The sequence below is a fragment of the Micromonospora sp. RV43 genome, from assembly GCF_001029515.1.
Classification (GTDB): Bacteria; Actinomycetota; Actinomycetes; order Mycobacteriales; family Micromonosporaceae; genus Micromonospora; species Micromonospora aurantiaca.
Window position 1 is genome coordinate 23,567 of sequence record NZ_LEKG01000025.1, and the last position, 21,801, is coordinate 45,367.

15 protein-coding genes are annotated in these 21,801 nt (G+C 75.3%); 10 read left to right on the forward strand and 5 right to left on the reverse strand.

The genetic code is table 11. The annotated features are described in order from the left end of the window. Positions 1-21: 21 nt before the first annotated feature. The 3 genes from ABD52_RS08940 to ABD52_RS08945 all read left to right on the forward strand — a co-directional run. Positions 22-4,013: type I polyketide synthase (locus ABD52_RS08940; RefSeq protein ID WP_235437412.1), on the forward strand; the 3,992-nt coding region annotated here is incomplete at its 3' end. Positions 4,014-4,102: 89 nt separating this feature from the next. Next, complete coding sequence (locus ABD52_RS40700) at positions 4,103-4,333, forward strand: acyl carrier protein (RefSeq protein ID WP_235437413.1); 231 nt, start codon at positions 4,103-4,105, stop codon at positions 4,331-4,333. Beyond that, the gene (locus ABD52_RS08945) at positions 4,330-9,630 is read left to right on the forward strand and encodes a non-ribosomal peptide synthetase/MFS transporter (RefSeq protein WP_047891500.1); all 5,301 of its coding nucleotides are present in this window, start codon (positions 4,330-4,332) and stop codon (positions 9,628-9,630) included. Before ABD52_RS40700 ends, ABD52_RS08945 begins: the two co-directional genes overlap by 4 nt. Here ABD52_RS08945 and ABD52_RS08950 read toward each other — a convergent pair. Then, complete coding sequence (locus ABD52_RS08950; RefSeq protein ID WP_047891501.1) at positions 9,598-11,913, reverse strand: lantibiotic dehydratase; 2,316 nt, start codon at positions 11,911-11,913, stop codon at positions 9,598-9,600. The two genes, ABD52_RS08945 and ABD52_RS08950, sit on opposite strands and share 33 nt — an antisense overlap. A 45-nt stretch (positions 11,914-11,958) precedes the next feature. Here ABD52_RS08950 and ABD52_RS08955 point away from each other — a divergent pair, with 45 nt between their 5' ends. The 6 genes from ABD52_RS08955 (at position 11,959) to ABD52_RS08980 (ending at position 17,664) form a co-directional block, all read left to right on the forward strand. Then, entirely contained in the window at positions 11,959-12,969 is a 1,011-nt protein-coding gene (locus tag ABD52_RS08955) for a 3-oxoacyl-ACP synthase III family protein (protein WP_047891502.1), read from the forward strand. Next, positions 12,966-13,205 (forward strand): acyl carrier protein, encoded by a 240-nt coding sequence (locus ABD52_RS08960; RefSeq protein ID WP_225319539.1) that lies wholly within the window; start codon positions 12,966-12,968, stop codon positions 13,203-13,205. Before ABD52_RS08955 ends, ABD52_RS08960 begins: the two co-directional genes overlap by 4 nt. Then, the gene (locus ABD52_RS08965) at positions 13,202-14,104 is read left to right on the forward strand and encodes a thiamine pyrophosphate-dependent dehydrogenase E1 component subunit alpha (protein ID WP_047891503.1); all 903 of its coding nucleotides are present in this window, start codon (positions 13,202-13,204) and stop codon (positions 14,102-14,104) included. The genes ABD52_RS08960 and ABD52_RS08965 overlap by 4 nt, the downstream gene beginning before the upstream one ends. Continuing rightward, positions 14,101-15,642, forward strand: coding sequence for a 2-oxo acid dehydrogenase subunit E2 (locus ABD52_RS08970; protein WP_047891504.1), 1,542 nt, complete (start codon positions 14,101-14,103; stop codon positions 15,640-15,642). Before ABD52_RS08965 ends, ABD52_RS08970 begins: the two co-directional genes overlap by 4 nt. Positions 15,643-15,818: 176 nt before the next feature. Continuing rightward, entirely contained in the window at positions 15,819-17,042 is a 1,224-nt protein-coding gene (locus ABD52_RS08975; RefSeq protein WP_047891505.1) for a multidrug effflux MFS transporter, read from the forward strand. Positions 17,043-17,091: 49 nt separating this feature from the next. Further along, complete coding sequence (locus tag ABD52_RS08980; RefSeq protein WP_047891506.1) at positions 17,092-17,664, forward strand: AAA family ATPase; 573 nt, start codon at positions 17,092-17,094, stop codon at positions 17,662-17,664. Here the strand turns inward: ABD52_RS08980 and ABD52_RS08985 are convergent, their stop codons facing one another. Genes ABD52_RS08985 through ABD52_RS08995 form a run of 3 tightly spaced genes read right to left on the reverse strand, consistent with a single transcriptional unit; the run spans position 17,665 to position 19,769 of the window. Then, the gene (locus ABD52_RS08985; RefSeq protein ID WP_047891507.1) at positions 17,665-18,612 is read right to left on the reverse strand and encodes an acyltransferase domain-containing protein; all 948 of its coding nucleotides are present in this window, start codon (positions 18,610-18,612) and stop codon (positions 17,665-17,667) included. Between the two features lie 48 nt (positions 18,613-18,660). Beyond that, complete coding sequence (locus tag ABD52_RS08990) at positions 18,661-18,972, reverse strand: TraR/DksA C4-type zinc finger protein (RefSeq protein ID WP_013285817.1); 312 nt, start codon at positions 18,970-18,972, stop codon at positions 18,661-18,663. Positions 18,973-18,974: 2 nt separating this feature from the next. Continuing rightward, on the reverse strand, positions 18,975-19,769 hold the full coding sequence (locus ABD52_RS08995) for a rod shape-determining protein (protein ID WP_225319538.1): 795 nt from the start codon (positions 19,767-19,769) through the stop codon (positions 18,975-18,977). 496 nt (positions 19,770-20,265) lie between these two features. Between ABD52_RS08995 and ABD52_RS09000 the strand changes: the two genes are divergently transcribed. Continuing rightward, the gene (locus ABD52_RS09000; protein ID WP_013285820.1) at positions 20,266-20,496 is read left to right on the forward strand and encodes a hypothetical protein; all 231 of its coding nucleotides are present in this window, start codon (positions 20,266-20,268) and stop codon (positions 20,494-20,496) included. A gap of 42 nt (positions 20,497-20,538) precedes the next feature. On the opposite strand, the gene ABD52_RS09005 is transcribed toward ABD52_RS09000, so the two are convergent. Beyond that, positions 20,539-21,765, reverse strand: coding sequence for a CdaR family transcriptional regulator (locus ABD52_RS09005; protein ID WP_013285821.1), 1,227 nt, complete (start codon positions 21,763-21,765; stop codon positions 20,539-20,541). Between the last annotated feature and the right edge of the window lie 36 nt (positions 21,766-21,801).

The following is a 21,801-nucleotide window of genomic DNA, read 5'->3' on the forward strand; positions in this document are numbered from 1 at the left end:
ATCGTCGGGCTCAGCCTGCGCGTGCCGGGGGCGGCGTCGGCGGAGGAGTTCTGGCGCAACCTGGTCGTCGGCGCCGAGTCGCTCACCCGGTGCACCCGCGCGGAGCTGCTGGCCCGGGGCGTCCCGGCGGAGCAGCTCGACGATCCGGCGTACGTGCCGGTGGCCGCCGTGCTCGACGGCGTGGACCGGTTCGACGCGGAGCTGTTCGGAATGAGCCCCCGCGACGCGGAGCTGACCGACCCGCAGCAGCGGCTGTTCCTGGAACACGCGCACGTCGCGCTCACCGACGCGGGCTGCGACCCGGCCCGTTACGACGGCGAGATCGGCGTGTACGCGGGCGGCAACGCCGACCTGTACCAGTGGCTCAACGTCCGGCGGAACCCGCGGGCGCTCGCGGACGCCGGTGAGCTGCGCGTGTCGCTCGGCAACAAGCCGGACTACCTGGCCAGCACCGTCGCGTTCCGGCTCGGCCTGCGCGGGCCGGCGATGACGGTGCAGACCGCCTGCTCGTCGTCGCTCGTCGCGGTGCACCTGGCCGCCGAGGCGCTGCGCAGCGGCGAGTGCGACACGGCGCTCGCCGGCGGCGTGTGCGTGGAACTGCCGCACGGCGTCGGGTACGTCGCCGACGAGGGCTACACCTCCGCCGACGGGCACTGCCGCCCGTTCGACGCGGACGCCGACGGCACCGTCTACGGCAGCGGCGTCGGCGTGGTCGTGCTCAAGCGGCTCTCCGACGCGCTCGCCGACGGCGACGACATCAGGGCGCTGGTCATCGGCAACGCGGTGAACAACGACGGCTCGGCCAAGGCGAGCTTCACCGCGCCGAGCGTCACCGGTCAGGTGGAGGTGGTCACGCAGGCGCTCGCGGTGGCCGGCGTCGCCCCGCGTTCGGTGGGGTACGTCGAGGCGCACGGCACCGGCACCGTCCTCGGCGACTCGATCGAGCTGGCGGCGCTGAGCACGGCGTACGGGCGGCGCACCGCCGAGCGGGGCTGGTGCGGCGTCGGTTCCACGAAGGCCAACATCGGTCACCTCAGCGCGGCCGGCGGCGTGATCGGCCTGATCAAGACCGTACTGTCGATGCGGCACCGGCTCATCCCGCCCACAGTCAACCACGACCGGCCGCACCCCGACATCGACGTCGAGGCGAGCCCGTTCTACGTGGTGTCCACGCTGACCAAGTGGGAGCCCGAGGACCAGCGACCGCTGCGTGCAGGCGTCAGCTCGCTCGGCCTCGGCGGCACCAACGCGCACCTGGTGCTCCAGGAGGCGCCGCCGCGCGTACCCCCGGAGCCGGATCACGGCGGCGGCGAGCTGCTCCAGGTGTCCGCCGCGACCCCCGACGCGCTGGCCGCTGCCTGTGCCCGGCTGGCCGAGCGGCTCACCGGCGCGCCCGATGTGGAGCTGCGCGACGTGGCGTACACGTTGCGGGAGGGCCGGCCGGCGTACCGGCACCGGGCCGCCGTCGTCGCTGTGGACCGGGGCCGGGCGGCAGCGGCGCTCACCGACCCGAAACGCCGCGCCACCGGGGACGCCGCCGCGCCGCCCCGGGTGGGCCTGCTCCTGCCCGGCCAGGGCGCGCAGCACCCCGGCATGGGCGCGCACCTGGCCGCTACCGAGCCGGTGTTCGCCGCCGCCGTGGACGAGTGCGCCGCGATCCTCGGCTGGGACGCGAACGGGATGATCTTCGACGCCGGACCCGGTGCGGACGAACGGCTGGCCGGACCGGCGGTGGCGCAGCCCGCGCTGTTCGCCGTCGAGTACGCGCTGGCGACGTTGTGGCGGCACTGGGGTGTCACGCCCGCCGCGATGATCGGCCACTCCGTCGGCGAACTGGTCGCCGCGACCGTGGCCGGGGTGTTCGACCTGCCGGACGCGCTGCGGCTCGCCGCCGCCCGGGGCCGCCTCGTGCAGGCCGCGCCGGAGGGCCGGATGCTCGCCGTGCAGCGCGGCGCCGACGAGATCGCGGCGCTGCTGCCCGACGGTGTGGCGGTGGCGATCAGCAACGGCCCGCACACCTGCGTGGTGGGCGGCGCGCCGGAACCGGTCGCCGCCGCCGAGGTCCTCCTGCGCGAGCGCGGCATCGGCTGCACGCCGCTGCGGTCGCCGTACGCGATGCACGTGCCGCTGCTGGCGGCGGTGCGCGACGAGTTCGCGGCGCTCGTGGCGGCGGTGCCGCGCCGGGCGCCGGACCTGCCGGTGTTCTCGGCCGCGACCGCCGCGCCGTTCACCGACGAGCAGATCACCGACCCGGCGTACTGGGCCGACCAGCTCTGCCTGCCGGTGCGGTTCGGCGCCACAGTGGCCGCGCTCGCCGTGACCGGCGCCGCCGACGACTGGCTGCTGCTGGAGTGCGGTCCCGGCCGGCAGCTCGCCGGTCTGGCCCGGCTCAGCCTGCCGGCGGGAGCCCGGGCGCCGCTGCGCACGCTGCCCGCGCCGGGGGAGCGGCTGACCGACAGGCAGACCGCGTACGAGGCTGCCGGTCGCCTGTGGTCGGCCGGGGTGCCGGTGCGGCTGCCCGCCTCCGGCACGCCGCGCCGGGTGCCGCTGCCCGGCTACCCGTACCAGCGCGCCCGGTACTGGATCGACCCGGAACCGGTGGCCGCGCCCGCCGAACCGGCCACCGACGAGCGGTACGACGACGGCGTGGCCGAGGTGCCGGTCTGGCGCCAACTGCCCGACCTCGCGCCCGTCGAGGCGCCCGGGCCGCTGCTGCTGTTCGCCGCCGGGGAGCGCGGCACGGCGCTCGCGGACCGGCTGCGCGAGCGCGGCGCGGACGTCACAGTGGTACGTCCCGGACCGGCCTTCGCGGTCCGCCCGGACGGCTACCGGCTGCGCCCGGCCAGCGTCGCCGACCACCAGCGCCTGCTCGACGAGTGCGCCGACGACGGCCGGGCCGCCCGGATCGTGCACGCGTGGGCGCTCGACGGCGACCCGGCCGGCCCGGACGCCGACGCCGTGGCGGCGGCCCAGGAACACGGGTACCTCGCGCTGCTGACCCTGCTGGAGGCGCTGCCGGCCGTTGACGTGACGCTGGACGTGGTGACCGCCGGGACGGCCGACGTGACCGGCTCCGACCTGCTGCGCCCGGAACACGCCACAGTCGCCGGGGTGGTGCGCTCGGTGCCGCTGGAACGTCAGGGACTGCGCTGCCACTGGGTGGACGCAGACCCGGCCGAGCCGGGCGCGGACGCGCTGGCGGACGAGCTGCTCGGCGCCGAGCGGGCCGAGGCGGTCGCGCTGCGGCTGGGCGGGCGCCGCTGGACGCGCGGGTTCGCGGCGGCACCGGCGCGCCGGCGTGCCGGGCCGGCAGTGCGCGACGGCGGGCGCTACCTGATCACCGGTGGACTGGGCCGGATCGGCGGGGCGTTCGCCGCCGAACTGGCCCGCCGGGGCGCGCGGCTGGTGCTGGTCGGCCGGACCGCCCGGCTGGACCTGGTCGAGGCGCTGGAACGGGCCGGGGCGCAGGTCCGCCACGTGCGCGCCGACGTGACAGACGTGGACGCGCTGCGGGCGGTACGCGCCGACATCGAGGACGACCTCGGCGGACTCGACGGCATCGTGCACGCCGCGCGGCTGCCCGACACCGGGTTGTCCACCGGGTCGCGGCCGGCCGAGGCGACAGCCGAACTGCTGCCGAAGGTCACCGGCACGCTGGCGCTGCGCGCGGTCTTCGGCGATATGCCGCTCGACTTCGTGCTGCTCAGCTCCTCGGTGACCGCGCTCGCCGGTGGCTTGGGCCGCGCCGACGACACGGCCGCCAACGCGTTCCTCGACGCGTACGCGCGCAGCCCGCACGGCTGGCGGTCGCCGGTGCTGTCGGTGGCCTGGGGCGCGTGGCGGGAGGAGGGCGTACCCGACCACGACGGGCTGGCCCCGGACGCGGCGGTGCGCGCGGCCTGCCGGGTCCTCGCCGAGGGACGGACCGGCTCGGTGGCGATCGGCGCCTACACGGTGGAGGCGGTCGCCGGGCACGAGCGGCGGCCATCGCCGCGACTGTGGGCGCGTCGAACNGACCACGGCGGCCACCGCCTCGACGGTGACCGCCGCCGACGGCGACCTGCAGGACACCGTCGCCCGGATCTGGCGTGACGTGCTGGGCGTGACCGAGGTCGGCCCGCACGACGACTTCTTCCGGCTCGGCGGCACCTCGCTCGTGGCCGCCCAGCTGGTGCTGCGGATCCGGCAGGCGGTGGGCGCCCGGCTGTCCATGCGGGTGCTGTTCGACGCGCCCACAGTCGCGGCGATGGCCGCCCGGATCGAGTCGCTGCGCGCCGCCCCGCCGGCCGAGGCGCCCATCCCGCGCCTGCGCCGACCGGGACGGCCGGGATGACCGAGTCACGCCACGACGTCACGCCGGTGGACGACGTCTACACCGTTCCCGCCTCGTACGCCCAGGAGCGGGTCTGGTTCACCGCCCAGCTCAGCCCCGGGCAACCGCTGTTCACGATGACCGACGCGGTCACCCTGCCGACGGGTGCCGGGCCGGAGCAGGCGCTCGCCGCGCTGCGGACGGTCACCGACCGGCACGAGGCCATGCGCACCACGCTGCGCCTGCACGACGGGCGGCTCTACCAGGACATCCACCCCACGGTCCCGGTGAAGTTGCCGGTCACCGACCTGTCCGCGCTGCCCGGGCCGGAGCGGGACGCCGCCCGCGCCCGGATCGTCGCCGAGTACGCCCGCCTCGACCTGCCGATGGACGCGGCCCCGCTGTGGCGGGCCCGGCTGCTGCGGCTCGACCCGGACACCTGGTGGCTGCTGTTCGCCGGGCACCACGTCATCCTCGACGGCACGTCCCTGCTGCACCTGCGCGCCGAGCTGACCGAGCTGTGCGCCGCCGCCGTCGCGGGCCGCGCGCCGGACCTGCCCGAACTGCCGATCCAGTACGCCGACTACGCGGCCTGGGAACGCGACCGCCTCGACGGCCCCCGGTGGGACGAGCTGCGCGACCACTGGCGGGAGGCGCTGACCGGCCTGCCCGCCGTGCACGCGCTGACCACCGACCGGCCGCGCCCGGCGACGCTCACGTTCGACGGCGCCGACGTCCGCCGGACGCTGCCCGGGCCCGTGACGGCGGCGCTGCCGGAGCTGTCCCAGCAGGCCGCCGCGACCCCGTTCATGGTGCAGCTGGCCGCCTACGTGGCGCTGCTGCACCGGCTGTCCGGAAGCGACGACGTGGTGGTCGGCATGCCGGTGGCCGGCCGCGACCGGGCCGAGCTGGAACCGCTGCTCGGCATGTTCATGAACATGCTGGTGCTGCGCGTCGACGTGTCGGGCGACCCACCGTTCCTGACCCTCGTGCGCCGGGTCCGCCGGGTCGTGCTCGACGCCTGGGACCACCAGGACATGCCGTTCCAGAAGCTCGTCGAGGAGCTGGCGGTACGACGCGACCCGGGCGTGCCGCCGCTGTACCAGCTCACGTTCCACCACCTGCCTACCGGCCGGGGTGAGGCGTTCGGCGGCGCCATGGACGACCTGTCGCTGGAGATCGCCGGGGACGAGCTGCGGCTGGAGTACCGCACCGCGCTGTTCGAGCGCGCCGCGATGGAGGCGTTCGCGGACCGCTACCTGCTGCTGTTCGCCGCCGCCGTGGCCGCGCCCCGGACCCGGGTGAGCGCGCTGCCGGTCATGCCGGACGCCGAGCACGCGGCGGTCGTGACCGGCTGGAACGCCACCGCCGCCCCGGTGCGCCGGACCACGCTGGCGGAGCTGTTCGACGCCCAGGCCCGCCGCACGCCGGACGCGGTCGCGCTGGTCGACGGCGACACCCGGATGACGTACGCGCAACTGTCCGACGCCGCCGAGCAGGTGGCGCGACGGCTGGTCGCGCACGGCGTGGGACCGGAGTCGGTGGTCGCGATCCACGAGCCCCGCTCCCGCCGCCTGATCGCCGGCCTGCTCGGCATCCACCGGGCCGGTGCGGCGTACCTGCCGCTGGACCCGGACCACCCGCCGCAGCGGCTGGCCTTCATGCTCGCCGACGCCGGCGCCGGGGTGCTGCTGGCCGACGAGCTGCCGGACGGGCTGACCGTCCCGGGCACAGTGCTGCCGCTGACCGCGCCGGACCGGCCGCGCACCGCAGGGGGCACTGCCGCCGGACCGGGGAACGCGGCGTACGTGATCTACACGTCGGGCTCCACCGGGCGGCCGAAGGGCGTGGTCAACGAGCACGCCGCGATCGTCAACCGGCTCGACTGGATGCAGGACGCCTTCGCGCTCGGACCGGACGACGCGGTACTGCACAAGACGCCGATCGGGTTCGACGTGTCGGTGTGGGAGGTGTTCTGGCCGCTGCTCGTGGGCGCGCGGCTGGTGCTCGCCGCGCCGGGCGGGCACCGCGACCCGGCGTACCTGCGGGAGCTGATCGAACGGGAGCGGATCACCACGGTCCACTTCGTGCCGTCGATGCTCGACGCGTTCCTGTCCACCGCCGGCCCGGCTGACCCGGCCCGCTGCGGGTCGCTGCGGCGGATCGTGTGCAGCGGCGAGGAACTGCCCGCCGACCTGGCCCGCCGCGCCGTGGCCGCGATCCCGTCCGCAGCGCTGCACAACCTGTACGGGCCCACCGAGGCGGCGATCGACGTCACCGCCTGGGCGGCCACGCCCGACGCGCTGACCGGCGTGACCCGGGTGCCGATCGGCGGGCCGATCCGCAACGTGCGCACCTACGTGCTCGACGAGGCGATGCGGCCGGTGCCGGCCGGCGTGGCCGGGCAGCTGCACCTCGGCGGCGTGCAGGTGGCACGCGGCTACCTGAACCGGCCCGCACTCACCGCGGGCTCGTTCGTCCCCGACCCGTTCGGCGGGCCCGGCGGCCGGCTGTACGCCACCGGCGACCTGGCCCGCTGGCGTACCGACGGGACGCTGGAGTTCCTCGGCCGCATCGACGACCAGGTGAAACTGCGGGGCCTGCGGATCGAGCTGGGGGAGATCGCCGCGGTGCTGCGCGAACAGCCGGGCGTCGGCTCCGCCGCCGTCGTCGTGCGCGGCGCCACGCCCGCCGAGCAGCGTCTCGTGGCGTACCTGGCGGGGGAGGCCCCGGACCCGGCGGAGCTGCGGGCGGCGCTGAAGCGGCGGTTGCCCGAGTACATGGTGCCGTCGGCGTTCGTCACGCTCGACGCGCTGCCGCTGTCCGCGAACGGCAAACTCGACACCGCCGCGCTGCCCGCACCCTCGTCCGGCGTCGCCCCCGCGCAGCGCCGTCCGCCGGTGACCCCGGTCGAGCAGACGGTGGCCGCCACCTGGCGCGACGTGCTGGGCGTGCCCGAGGTCGGCCTGGACGACGACTTCTTCGAGCTGGGCGGTCACTCGCTGCTGGCGATCCGGATGCTGGCGCTGCTGCGCGAGGCGTACGGGCAGGTCGACGTCGGCGTGATGGACGTGTTCGCGCACCCGACGGTGCAGGGGCTGGCCGCGCTGATCGACGCTCCGGCGGAGGGCGAGCGGCAGCGTCCGCTGCTGTACGAGCTGACCCGGCCGGTCCCGGCGGACCAGCGTGTGCGCTCGTACGTGTGTGTGCCGTACGGCGGCGGGCTCGCCAGCATCTACCAGCCGCTCGCGGACGCGCTGCCGGCCGGGCACACGCTGTTCTCCGTGGCGATCCCCGGCCACGACGTCGGCGTCCGCGACACCGAGCTGCCCTTCGACGAGCTGGTCGAGCGGTGCGTGACCGAGATCCAGGAGCGGGTGGACGGCCCGCTGGTCCTCTACGGCCACTGCGTCGGCGGCGCGCTGCTGACCGGCATCGCCCGGCGGCTGCACGAGCGGGGACGCCCGATCGAGGCGATCTACGCCGGTGGCGTGTTCCCCACCGCCCGCCCGGACAACATGCTCGGCCGGCTCGTCGACTGGGCCGACTCCCGGGGCGCGGACCGGCGCTACGAGACGTTCCTGCGCTCGATCGGGGCGGAACTGGCCGACCTGGACCAGGCGCAGGTCGACCGGTTCGTCCACCACGTACGCCGGGAGGCCGCCGAGGCGCAGGAGCGGTTCACCGAGTGGCTGGACGGCGAGCCGGTCCGGGTGCCCGCACCGGTGATCTCCGTCGTCGGTACCCACGACGTGCTCACCGAGTACTACGAGGAGCGGTACCGCGAGTGGAGCTTCCTCGGCGAGTCCACAGCGCTCGTGGTGCTGGACGAGGCCGGGCACTACTTCGTCAAGCAGCGGGCCGAGGCGCTCGCCGAGGTGCTCACCCGTACCCATCCCCGGCTCGCCGAGCCGTCCGCCGCGCCGCGACAGGGTAACGGCTGGGCACTGGCGGCCACCAGCACCGATCCGGTCACCGCCGAGACCGGCGTGCAACCGGGCGTACGCCGGTTCCTGGCGATCACCGCCAGCCAGCTCATCTCGTCGACCGGCTCGGCGCTGACCCATTGGGCGGTGCCGGTCTGGGTCTACCTGGAGACCGGGTCGATGCTGTGGTTCGGCCTGTCCGGGGTGATCGCCTACCTGCCGGCGCTGCTGGCACTGCCGGTCGCCGGCGCGGTCGCGGACCGGTTCGACAGGCGCCGCGTGCTGCTGGCCGCCTGCGCGACGGCGGTGACAGCGGAGGCGCTGCTGGCGCTGCTGCTGTGGACCGACCGGCTGGGACTGGCGGCCGTCTACACGCTCGTGTGCGTGCTCGGCGCGGCATCGGTGTTCCAACGCATCACCTACCTGGCCGCGATCCCGCAGGTGGTGCCGAAGCGCTACCTGGGGCACGCCAACGGCATCGCGCAGCTCGCGGTCGGGCTCAGCTCGCTCGCGGTGCCGCTGCTGGCTGCGGGCCTGCTCGCCGCGATCGGCCTGGCCGGCGTCCTGGTCATCGACATCGTCAGCTACGTGGTGGCGATCGGTGTGCTGGCCGCGGTGCGGTTCCCCGACCTGCTCGGCCGGCGCCGCAAGGAGCCGTTCCTGGCCGAGCTGATCGGCGGGGCAAGGATGACGTGGGCCGAGCCGGGCTTCCGGGCCATGCTGGGCTTCTTCTCGCTCTACAACCTGTGCCTGGCGAGCCTGCTGCTGGTACCGCCGATGGTGCTCGCGTTCGGCACGATGGGCCAGGTCGGCACCGTGGCGTTCGCCGAGGCGCTCGGCGCCGTCCTCGGTGGACTCGCCATCGCGGTGTGGGGCGGCCCGACCCGGCGCCGGATGCCCGCGCTGATCGCCATCGCGTTCGGCGTGGCGGTCAGCCTGGTGCTCAGCGGCGTCCGCCCGAGCCTGCTGCTGGTGGCGCTCGGCAGCTTCGGCGTGGGGCTGGGCCTGGGCCTGCACAACGGCATCTACCTGTCGATCATCCAGGTGAAGGTGCCGCAGCGGTTCCACGGCCGGGTGCTGGCGATCATCCAGACGCTGACCTGGGCGACGCTGCCGCTGGGCTTCGCCGTGCTGGTGCCGCTGAGCGGGTCGCTGCTGGAACCGATGTTCGCCCCCGGCGGCGCGCTGGCCGGCAGCGTCGGCGCGCTGATCGGAACCGGCCCCGGCCGGGGACTCGGGTTCGCGTTCGTGGTGTCCGGGCTGGCCCTGGCCGTGGTGGCGCTCGGCGCCTACGGCGTACGCCGGCTGCGCCTGTTCGACACCGAGACCCCCGACGCGCCGGCGGACGCCACCGAGTGGCTACCGCACCTGCGCCGGGTCGACGATCTGTAGCCGCAGTTCCGAGGCGTACGCCCGGCCGGCCCCGTCGGTCAGCCAGGCGTCGTCCGGGCCGGGCAGCAGCTCGGTGACTGTGAGCCCGACCCCGTCGCCGCCCTTGGTGTGCGCGCCGCGCAGCAGCGTGCACAGCAGCCGGGTGTAGACGCCGCTGGTCAGGTCCACATAGCTGGGTTTGAGTTCGGTGTCGACCCGCACGAAGATCCGCTCGGGCAGGCCGAGCGCGAGCCGCCAGCGCCGTACCGCGAGGTAGCGTTCCCGCTCGCCCTTGACCGTGTGCAGGCCGGTCTCGCCCACAGTGGTGCGCCACGTCTCGCGGACCAGCACCAGGTCGTCGACTGTGACGCGCGGCGTGCGCCCGGCGTTGCCGGCCAGCTTCCACGTGTCGAACACCTGGTAGTCGAACAGCGGCGCGAACACCTCCAGCAGCGGCCACCGCCGCCCGTCGTCGGCGTGCGCGGTCAGCGTGCCGTCGTCGTCCGGCCGCACGGTCAGGGTGGTGATCGGCACGAGGCGGTCCGGGTCGGCGCCGGGAGCGCTGACGAACCCGAGCTGTGCGTCGCCGGGCCCGTGCAGCCACTCCGCGATCCGGGCGGTGTGCCGGGGCCAGTCCACCGGCGGCAGCAGCCGGACCCGGCCGCCGGGCAGGTCGGCGCGCATCCCGTCGCGCAGCCGCTGCGGGTCCGGGTGCCCGTACGCGAAGAAGTGCGTGTCGAACGCCGCCAGGGCCACGTGCAGCTCGCCGAGCACGACTGTGAAGTCCCCGCGCAGCAGCGCCGCCTCGTCCGGGGCGCACACGTGCACGTCCGGGCTGTGAATGCGGGCGGCGGCCCAGCCAGGCGCGTCGGCGGGGAACGCGACGGCGACCCGCTCGGTCAGCGCGGCGGCGTCGAACCGCAGCTCCCGGGCGTCCGCGTCGGCGTCGGCCAGGCCCAGCACCGTCGCCCACCGGTCCAGGAACCCGGCGGTGACGGCGGCGGCGGGCGGATCCGCCCCGAACACCACCGCCTGCGCCAGGAACCACAGGTCGGCCACCGGCACGTCGTCGGTGGCCGACTCCGCCGCGAGGTCGCGGTACAGGGCGGCCAGCGCGTCGGCGTACGCCTGCCCGATCGCCGCGGTCAGCCACCGCGCCGACAGCAGCAGCGGTTCCAGCGGCGCGAGCCGTTCCAGCAGCGCGTCACCGAAGCGGACGTCCAGGTCGCGGACCGTCTCCAGGTGGCACAGCGTGCGCCCGGCGTACACCTCGCCGGGCTGCTGCCGCGCGGCCCGGCCGGTCAGTTCCACGAACCGCCGGTCCAACGCGGACATCGCCGCGGCCAGCGCGTCCGGGCCGTCGGCGGCGGCCACCGCGTCGCGCAGGTCGCTCACCGTCGCGAGGTCGCCGAGCACCCGCTCGCGGACCGTGTCGTCGCCGATCGCGGCGAGCTGCTCGCGCAACGCGTCCTCGGCGGTGAGGTCGACCGGCAGGTCGAAGCCGATCCGCAGCACGCCGCGCCCGGCCAGGTCGTCGAGCTGCGCGTGCACGTCAGCGGCCCGGCGGAAGCCGCTCGCCGGGTCCGCGAGCAGCGCGGCGACCAGGTCGGCCACGCGCGGTCCGCGCCGCGCCAGCGTGAGCAGCACGGCCGTCGCCGCCGGAAGTGTCTGCGGTGGATGGTGCGGATGCCGCAGCACACGGTCGCGCAGGCTCAGGTGCGGGGCGAGCCGCACCGGCAGCCAGTCCCGCACGCCGGGCACGCGGGCGAAGGCCTCCGCGAGCGCGTCCAGGCCCCACCGCTCCAGGAACACCTTCCGGGTACGCGTCAGCGCCGCGCCGGGACGCACCGTCGCGACCGGACCGCTGCCGCCCAGCTCGGTCCAGCAGATCGGGCCGAAGAAGCCCACCGTGTCGTTCTTCAGGCAGTACCGCTGCCAGTACTTCGCGACGACCTCCTCCCGGTGCCGCCGGCGCAGGTTGCGCGGGGCGTGCGGGCCGTCGCGCCGGATCGCGTCGACGGCGAGCAGGACCGCCGGGTTCTGCCAGGTCAGCGCCGTACGGAAGGCGTCGTCGCAGGCGATGTCGTAGACCGCCTGCCCGAGGTCGGCCGCGGCGGCGTCGAACGCCGCAGCGAACTCCGCGGCGTCGCCGTCCCCGCGCAGGTGCCGGTCGGCCGCCTCCGCGAGCGCCGGAGCGGCGAACCGGCTCATCCCGTCGGCCGGAAAACCGGCCGACCGGATCAACGCGGAACGCCATACGTGCCAACGGCTTCCGGGCAGGGACGTGAGATGCTCTCGGGGCATGGGGGAATGGTAAGCAGCGGCGGATCTGCGGCGGGACGGTCGAGCATGAGCTTCGGGCTGGTGTCCTTCGGTGAGGCGCTCGGCGACCCGGCGCCCGTCGCCGACGTGGTGGCGCAGTACACCGACGACGTCAACCGCGTCCTCGGGTACGGCTACCGGCGGGTGCACCGCGCCGCGCCGGACGTCGGTCTGACCGACCTCGCCGAGCGGGCCGCCCGCCGCGCCCTGGACGCCGCCACGCTGCCCGCCGCGCAGGTGGACCTGCTGGTGCTCGCCGTCACCGACCTCACCGAACACCTCTACTGGGACGCCGCCGCCGACCTGGCGTACCGGCTCGGCGCGGCCGGCGCCGAAGCGGTGCTGCTCACCCAGGCGTGCACCACCGGCGTGCTCAGCCTCGACACCGTCGCCGGCAAGTTCGCCACCCACCCGGAGTACGACACCGCGCTCGTGGTGGCCGCGAACCGGACCTGCGAGGCGTACTGGAACCGGATGGACACCCAGCCGATGGTGTTCTCCGACGGCGCGGTGGCCACAGTGGCCCGGCGCGGGCATCCCCGGCTGCGCTGGCAGGTCACCGAGGCGGCCACCGACGGCCGCTACGCCGGGTTCTACCGGCTCGACGGCGGTGGCGCGGCGGCGCCGTTCGCACCCGGCGCCGAGCCGCCCGCCGCCCGCGACGTGTGGCACGTGATGGAGTTCTTCGACTACGACCCCGAGCAGTTCGCGCAGTACGCCCGCCACCTCGACGAGCGGATGGTGCGGGTCACCGAACGCGCCTGCGAGCGGGCCGGCGTCACAGTCGCCGACCTGGCGCGGCTGATCCTGGTCGCCGACAACGAACGCGCCATGACGTCGCTCGCCGAGGCCCACAAGGTGCCGCCGGAGCGGACCAACCGGGATCTGGCGGCCGAGTACGGGCATCTCGGCGCGGCGGACCAGCTGTTCGGACTGAGCCGCCTGTTCGACGCCGGTGAGCTGCACGACGGCGACCGGGTCGCGTTGATCTCGTTGGGCCGGGGCACCCACTGGGCCTGTACGATCATCGAGGTATGAGCATGTCCAGCCGGCTGGTGCGGCTCGTCGCCGACGTGCTGGAACTGCCCGTCGACCAGGTCGACGCGCAGACCGGCCCCGCGACCAGCGCCGCGTGGGTGAGCCTGCGTCACCTCCAGATCGTCGCGGCCGTCGAGGACGCGTACCGGATCTCGCTGACGCCCCGGGAGATCCGGACCGTGCGGTCGGTGGCCGACCTGCGCGCGCTGCTCGCCCAGCGGGGTGTGCCGGAGTGACAGCCGCGCCGGCCCCGCTCGACGACGCCGACCTCGACGCGGGGCTGCTCATCCGCCGCTTCGAGGAGCACCTGCTGCGCCTGTACGCCGACGGTCACCTCGCCGGCACCACGCACACCTGCCTCGGTCAGGAGTACGTCCCGGTCGCGCTGGCCCCGCTGCTGACCGGCGACTTCGTGTTCAGCAACCACCGCGGCCACGGGCACTACCTGGCGCACTGCGGCGACCCGGAGGGCCTGCTGGCGGAACTGCTCGGCCGCGAGGGCGGGGTGTGCCACGGGTACGGCGGCAGCCAGCACCTGCGCCGGGACCGGTTCCTGTCCACCGGCGTGCAGGGGGAGAGCCTGCCCGCCGCTGTCGGCGTGGGGCTGCACCTCAACCGCACCGGGCAGGACGCGATGGTGGTGGCGTACATCGGCGACGGGACCTGGGGCGAGGGCGCTGTCTACGAGGCACTGAACATGGCCGCGCTGTGGCGGGTGCCGCTGCTCGTGGTGGTCGAGCACAACCGGATCGCCCAGTCCACCCCGACCACCGCGCAGCTCGCCGGCACCATCGCCGGCCGGGTCGCCGGGTTCGGCATCACCGTCAGCGAGTCCGAATCGCTCGACCTCACCGAGGTACGCGCCGCCGCCGCGCCGCACGTCGAGCGGGTCCGCGCCACCCGGATGCCGCACGTGCTCGTGCAGCACACGGTCCGGCTCGGCCCGCACAGCAAGGGCGACGACACCCGGCCCACCGGCGAACTCGACCGGCTGCGCCGCCTCGACTGGCTCCAGCGGTACGCCGAGGCGTACCCGGAGCGGTTCGCGGCCGCCGACGCGCGGGCCCGGCAGCGGGTCGCGGAGGTCTCGGCCGAGGTGCTGGCCCGGCCGCTCGCGCGCGGAGCGGCGGCGTGACGCGCGCCGAACGGGTCAGCCGCAACCTCAACCGGGCCCTGCACGCGCTGTTCGCCGCCGACGAGCGGGCCTGGCTGCTGGGGGAGGACGTCGCCGACCCGTACGGTGGGGCGTTCAAGGTGACCCAGGGGCTCTCCACCGCCTACCCGGACCGGGTGCTGTCGACGCCGCTGAGCGAGAACGGCATCACCGGCGTCGCGGGCGGCCTGGCGTTGTGCGGCGACACAGTGATCGTCGAGATCATGTTCGGGGACTTCGCCGGTCTCGCCTTCGACCCGATCCTCAACCTGATCACCAAGTCCGTCGCCATGTACGGCGAGCGCACCCCGATGCGGGTGGTGATCCGCTGCCCGGTCGGCGGCGGGCGGGGCTACGGCGCGACGCACAGCCAGAGCCCGCAGAAGCACTTCATCGGCATTCCGCACCTCGCGCTGTACGAGCTGTCCCCGCTGCACGACGCGGCCGACGTGCTGGCCGCCGCGCTGCGCCGCGACGAACCGGCGATGCTGTTCGAGGACAAGGTCCTCTACACCCGGCGGCGGTACGTGGACGGCCGCGTCGACGACCGCCTCGCCTTCGAGCTGCGCGGCGCGGACGGCAACTGGGCCCGCGTCCACGACCCGGACGCCACCGGCGCGCCCACGCTCGTCATCGCGCCGGGCGGGGTCGCCGACCGGGCGATAGCCGCCGCCACCCGGGCCGCCGAGCGGGGACGTACGGTCGAGGTGCTGGTCCCGGCGCGGCTCTACCCGGTGGACGTGGACGGCCTGCGCGACCTGCTCGACGGCGCGCACGGCGTGATCGTCGCCGAGGAGAGCACCGCGGGCGGTACGTGGGGGAGCGAGGTCGCCGCCCGCCTGCACGCCGAGGCCTGGCCACTGCTGCGCGGCCCGGTAGAGCTGGTCAGCTCCGCCGACCGGGTCATCCCGTCCGCGCCGCACCTGGAACGGACGGTGCTGCTCGGCACGGAGGCGATCCTGGACCGGATCATGCGCCTGCCCGCCGCGGTTCCGGTGCCGCGCACCGATTCCTCGCCTGCCGGTCCGCCGCCGCCGGATCCGACCTCGGCGGCGCCGTCGGGCGTCCCGGTGGACGTACCCCGGCTCACCAACGACGGCCTGATCCTCGACGCGGAAGCGCCGTCGATCGGGCTCACCGTCGACGTCGGCACCGGACTGTTCCTGCCGGTGATCCGGGACGCGGCCGGGCTGGACCTCGGCGACCTCGCCGACGCCGTGGTCGCGCTGCGGATGAAGGCGCTGCGCGGCCGGCTCCGCGAGGAGGACATGGCCGGCATGAACGTCCTGGTCGCGCTCAACGACACACCCGGCGTCACGGTGGCCCGGCCGATCATCCCGCCCGGCGTCACCTGTGCCCTGTCGGTGCCGGACGTGCACCGTGAGGTCGTGCTCGACGGCGACGGCGGGGTACGCGAGCGCACGGTGGCGGACCTGGGCCTGGCCTACGACCACCGGCTGGTCAACGGGGCGCAGGCCGGGGCGTACCTGGCCGCGCTCGGCGACGCGCTGCAACGGTGAGGAGGCCCGCCCGGGGCGCGTGACCTGCGTTACCTCTCGCCGGGACGGGAATGTGATCACCGGGGGCGCATTTGACTCACTGTGTGAGTGCCGCACCCTCCCGCGCCCGGTCGCACGACCGGGCCGGGACGCCCCAGACGACCGATGCCGCCCCGACGCCCACCCCGGGCGACCTGATGAGCCGGAGCCGGCGGCTCAAGCTCGTGCTGGTCCTCGGCTCGCTGATCGCCGTGGGTCCGCTGACGATCGACATGTACCTGCCCGCGCTGCCCGCGATCGTCACCGACTTCGCGACCACGTCGGCGGCGGTCCAGTTGACGCTCACCGGCACGCTCGCCGGGCTCGCCGTCGGGCAGTTGCTGATCGGGCCGTTGTCGGACGCGGTCGGGCGGCGCCGCCCGCTGATCGCCGGTCTCCTGCTGCACATCGTGGCGTCGGCGCTGTGCGTGGTCGCTCCGAACATCGCCGTCCTGGGCGTCCTGCGCGTCGTGCAGGGCCTCGGTGTCGCCGCGACCGCTGTGGTGGCGATGGCTGTGGTGCGTGACCTGTTCACCGGGTCGGCGTTCGCCACGATGCTGTCCCGGCTGCTGCTGGTGATGGGCGCGGCACCGGTCCTCGCCCCGACGCTGGGCGGCGGCGTGCTGCGGTGGACCGACTGGCGCGGTGTCTTCGTGGTCCTGGCCGTCTTCGGGGTGCTGCTCGTCGCGCTGGCCACACTCGCGCTGCCGGAGACGCTGCCGCCCGCGCGCCGCCGGCGCGGCGGAGTCGTCGCGACCGTGATGACGTACGGCGGGCTGCTGCGGGACCGGGTCTTCGTCGGCCTCGTCCTGGTCGCCGGGCTCGCGATGGCCGCGCTGTTCGCGTACGTCGCGGGCTCGTCGTTCGTGCTGCAGGACGGGTACGGGCTCGACGAGCAGCAGTTCGGCCTGGCGTTCGGCGCGGGCGCGATCGGCCTGATCGGCGCCACCCAGTACAACGTGCGGCTGCTGCGGCGCTACCCGTCGCAGTGGATCCTGGTGACCTCGCTGGTGGCGGGCACGGTGGCCGGGTTGGCCCTGGTGGTGTTCGCCGCGACCGGCTTCGGTGGGCTGCCCGCCCTGCTGGTGTCGCTGTGGCTGGTGCTGGCGGCGGCGGGCCTGGCCATGCCGAACGCCCCGGCGCTGGCGCTGTCCCGCCACGGGGAGGCGGCCGGCACCGCCTCGGCCCTGCTCGGCGCGGTGCAGTTCGGCGTGGGCGCGGTGGCCGCGCCGCTGGTGGGCGTGCTCGGCACCGGCGCGGTGGCGATGGCGCTGGTGGTGGCCGGCGGCATGGTGGCGGCGCTGGTGGTGCTGCTGGTGGTCGTGCGGCCGTCCCAGCTCGCCGGACTGGAGGCGGCGCCGTCGGTCGCCGTCGTGCACTGACCGGGCCGCCCGGATCGCACCGGGTGCGCGCGGTGCCTACGCTGCTGCCATGACCGCCCCGGCCCGCATCCTGGTCGAGGGGATCCACGGCTCCGGTAAGTCGACGCTCGCCGCGCATCTGGCGCAGCGGTTCGGCCTGCCCTGGTATCCGGTCGACGACCTGCTGTGGGAGCCCGGCTGGGTCGAGGTGCCGGTGGCGGAGCAGCGTCGCCGGATCGAGGCGATCTGCCGGCGCGACAGCTGGATCGTCGACGGCGCGTACCACGGCTGGCGGGACGTGGTCCTCGGCCGCGCCGACCTGGTGATCGGCCTGGACCTTCCGCGCGGGGTCTCGTTCCGGCGGCTGCTGCGGCGCACGCTGCGGCGGCTGGCCGGCGGGGAGCTGATCTGCAACGGCAACCGGGAGACGCTGCGCAGCGTGCTGTCCCGGGACTCGATCCTGGTGTGGCACCTGACCGGGTTCGGCCGGGCACGCCGACGCCTGCGGGCCTGGGCGGCCGACCCGGCCGGACCGCCGGTGCTGCTGTTCGGCGACCAGGCCGCGCTCGACGCCTGGCTGGCCCGCGGAGCGCCGCCGCCGCATCCCGGTCCGGACCGGGGCGGCCTGCGGCCGCTGACGTGACTACATGGGGAAGCGGCCCCGGTGCCACTGCCAGTGGCGACCGGCCCGGAGGTGGTCGATGACCGCGCGCTGGAGCACGGTACGGCGCGGCAGCCGGTCCAGCGGCGTGTCCAGGGTGCGGAACACGAACCGCAGCACCTCGACGTCGCCGTCCAGCCCGGGTTGTTCCTGGTAGGGCTCCAGCGTGAACCGCCGCTGGAACCGGACGATGTTGGAGTCCTCCGGCAGGTATTCGCGCAACTGCGGGTCGAGCAGCCAGGAGCCGCAGGAGAACGCGGTGTAGCGCTCGCCGGGGAAGTGGCGCGGGAAGAACGCGCGGGCCCGGTCCAGCGACGCGTCGACCGCCTCCGGGGTCAGCGGTCCGGCGTCCGGGATGTGCAGGTCGATCGCCTCGGCGTCGCCGCGCTGGTGCTGGAGCCGGCCCAGCTCGTAGAGGCCGCCGCGCGCGTGCAGCGTCAGCCAGCACTGCATGACCGGCCAGCCCTCGCCGTTCATCCGCCTGTCGACGGCGAGGTTGTTGCCCAGGTCGGCGAGCGTCGCCCAGGACACGTCGTCGGGGACGCCGTGGTCGCTGTGGTAGGCCCGGACGACGTCGACCAGTGCGAGGTACGCGTACGTGTAGAGGTGCCGCCAGGCCGGGCCCCGTTCGCGGGGCAGCGCCGGGCCGGGCGGTAGCCAGGCGTGGCCGCCGAGGTCGGCGCGGACCAGGGCGATCGAGCGGTCGAGCAGCCAGCGCAGCTCAGGGGTCCACAGTGGCGAGCCGGGCTCCGGCCAGCCCGCCAGGATCTCGGCGGCTTCGTCGGGGCGGACCGCGAGCCGGGCCAGCAGGGCGGGCGCGTCCGCCCGGTCGGGCAGCGGCGCGGAGGGCCGGTCACCGGCGAGCCGGTGAACCCGGTCGACCTCCTCGGCGGGCACGCCGAGCCGGCCGGCGACGTCATCGACATCCATGGCGGTGACGCTACCGGCCGGCGCCTGCTCCGACAGCCCCGTGCGTGCTCAGCGGCGTTGCTGGCACGGCACGCAGAAGCGGGCCGAGGGCAGGATCTCCAGGCGGGCGGTCGGGATGTCCTGCCCGCACCGCTCGCAGACGCCGTACGTGCCCTCGGACATCCGCTTCAGCGCCTGGGCGGTGTCCGCGACGCCCTGCCGGGCGGTCTCGATCAGCCGGCGCAGCGTGTCCGGGTCGTGGCCGCCGTAGTCGGGCTGCCGCGTGTGCAGCGTCAGCTCGGTGAGCTGGTCGGTGTACTCGCCGAACTGCCGGTCCAGCAGTTCGCGCAACGTGTCGGTGCGGTCGAGGGCGTGCGTCATGATCAGGCGCTCCTTTCCGGGCGGCGCTGGGTGTCGTGCGGGTGTCGCAGGGCCGAGATGGCGGCCATGCCGGCGCCGGTCAGCGCGGCGGTACGGGGTGACGCGGCGCGGTGCACCGTCGCGCCGAGCGTGGCGACCAGGCGGGCGGTCACGTCGGGCCGGGTGGCGCCGTCACCGATGACGATCGGGCCACGGGCCAGCGCGTCGCGGACCAGAGGCCGCAGTGTCGCGTCCTGACGCAGCTCGCGTACCAGCCGGGAGGTGGTGTCGGCGAGCATGGCGGCGGTCGTCGCGTGGTTGAGGTCCCGGGTGCCGACCTCGGCCCGGCGGGCGGCGACCACCCGGCCGTCCTCCAGCAGCGCCACCTCGGTGAGCTGGGCGCCGATGTCGGCGACCAGCAGGGTGCCGGCGGCGGCGCCGGCGCCGATGGCGCCCGCCCGGACGCTGTCGAGGAACAGCAGCCGGGACGGCGCGAGCACGGCGGTGAGCACGCGGCGCGTCGCCTCCTGCTCGGCCGGCGCGGCGAGCACCGGACGGCAGGCCACGACGAGCGCCCCGACCGGGACCGGGGTGCGGTGGTCGCGCAGGATCCGGCGCAGCTCGGAGACGCAGGCCGGACCGTCGACGATCCGGCCGCGCCGGACGACCGGGCTGCGCAGGCCGTGACCGAGCGGGACGCTCAGCGTCCGGCCCGGTCCCAGCCAGATCCGCAGCAGGCTGCTGCCGAGGTCCACGGCGATCGGCGCCGCGTCGACTGTGACCGGCGGGCGGCTGCCGTGGGAGCGGCCGATCAGCATGCCGGTAGGGGCCGGAGGGCGAATGGCTGTGACAAGGTGCGGCATACCGACCTCTCTCGGATCAGGGTGCCCAACCGGGCGGTGGACGGTGCGGGGAAGGGGCGTGGCCGGGGCCGCGGGCGTCGGATTCACTCGACGACGCCGGCGGCCGGGGGCTCAGACGCGCTTCTGGTCGCCGCTCGCAGATCGGGACGCGAGGAGTCCGGCGGACACCGGTGGCGGAGCCATCGACGTGCGGGTCATGCTCACCACCTCCTCGCTGCTCGGGTACCGCCTCGGACCTCCAGCGTCGCCTGGAACACCACGCGCGGCAGTGCACGCCACCGGCCAACAAAGGGCGCAATGATTGCCGGTGGCCGGAACCCGGATCCGCCCGTCCCCCGTGGCTATGGTTGACACATGGAGAACGCGAGCTCAGCTCGAACGTCCACCGCGTCGCCCTAGCGCCGGCCGGCTCCGGCGGGCCCCACGGCGGCCGCGTCCGAAGGAGGTCCCCGTGATCATCGAACGTACGACCCTCCCCGGCATCGGGGTCCGGCACACGCTGACCACGGAGGAGGGCCGCCGCATCGGCGTGATCGACTACCAGGTCGGCGGCCGGCGCGACGTCGTCCACGACGACCCGGACGACCCGGACCGCATGGTCACGCTCACCCTCACCCGCGACGAGGCGTCGGCCCTGGCCAACCTGCTCGGCTTCCCGGAGCTGGTCGCCGTACCGGCCTGAGCCGCCTGTCACACCGGCGGCGGACCCGGACCGGCGGCGGCGCTATGCCGGCAGCGGCCGGCGCGGCCAGTCCAGCGCCCGCGCGCCGAGCACGGCGGCGTGCAGCGTGAACCGGTCCCGCGCGTCGGCGGGGTCGTAGCCGCTCAACGCCCGGATCCGGGCCAGCCGGTAGGTGACCGTGCGCACCGACACGTGCAGCCGGCGGGCGGCCTCGGTCGACACCTCGCCGCAGGCGAAGTACTCGTTCAGCGTGTCCAGCAGCGGCTCGGCGCCGCCGCGCGCCTGGGCCAGCGGCGTCAGCACCGCCCGTACCAGGTCGACCATGGCGGGCTGGTCGCGCAGCAGCACCCGGTAGATCAGCAGGTCGTGCGCGTCGATCACGGATGCCTCGCTGTGCAGGCGCCGCGCCGTGGTGAGCGCCTCCCGGGCCTCCTCGTACGAGCGGGCGATGCCGTAGACGCCCGGGTGCGGGCGGCCCACCGCCACCTGCCACGGCCGGCCCCGCACCAGCCGGTCCAGCTCGCCGTGCATCAGCGTGCCCAGGTTGCCGGTCGCTCCGGCGCCGCGGCCCCGGTCGGCGGTGACCGGGTCAGCCGGGGCGACCACCACGAGCAGCCCTTCCTTCGTGGCCACCAGCACGTCCCGGTCACCGAGCCGGTCGAAGATGACCCGCTCCAGCGCGCTGATCGCCGCCTCCGTGTCCGGCAGCCGCCGGCCGGGCGCGGCGAGAGCGACCTGGTGCACCCGGGCCAGGTCCAGGCCGAACGGCTCGGCCCGTTCCACCAGCCCGCCCAGGTCGGAGTCGCCGCGCAGCAGGTCGTCGACGAGTTCCCTTCGCAGCGACTCCTCGCGCCGGACGAGTTCCCGGCGGGCCACCGCGTACCCCTCGGCGAGCGTGGCCACGGCGGTGTCGACCACGTGCAGGACGGCGTCGGCGGCGGCGCGGACCGCCTCGCTGTCGTCGGACCGGTCCAGGTGGGGAAGCTGCCGCCAGACACGCCGCGCCGCGGACAGGTAGAGGCGTACCGCGCGGCCGGCGGAGATCCCCTGCTCGGCCGCGCGCCGGCCCAGCGCGCCGACCGCGTCGAGTTCGGCTCGGCGGGGACGGCGGCCGGTCACCGCCGCGTCGGTCAGCAGCCGCAGGTAGTCGCCGAGCAGCTCCACCGGCACGCCGCCCGCGTCGGCACCCGCCTCGCGGGCCACCTCGGCCAGCCACTGCTCGTCCTCGCCGCCCGCCACCGGTGCCGGCCGGCGGACGTTGTCGGTCATCGCGGTCTCCCCGGACGGGGCCGGCACCGGACGCCG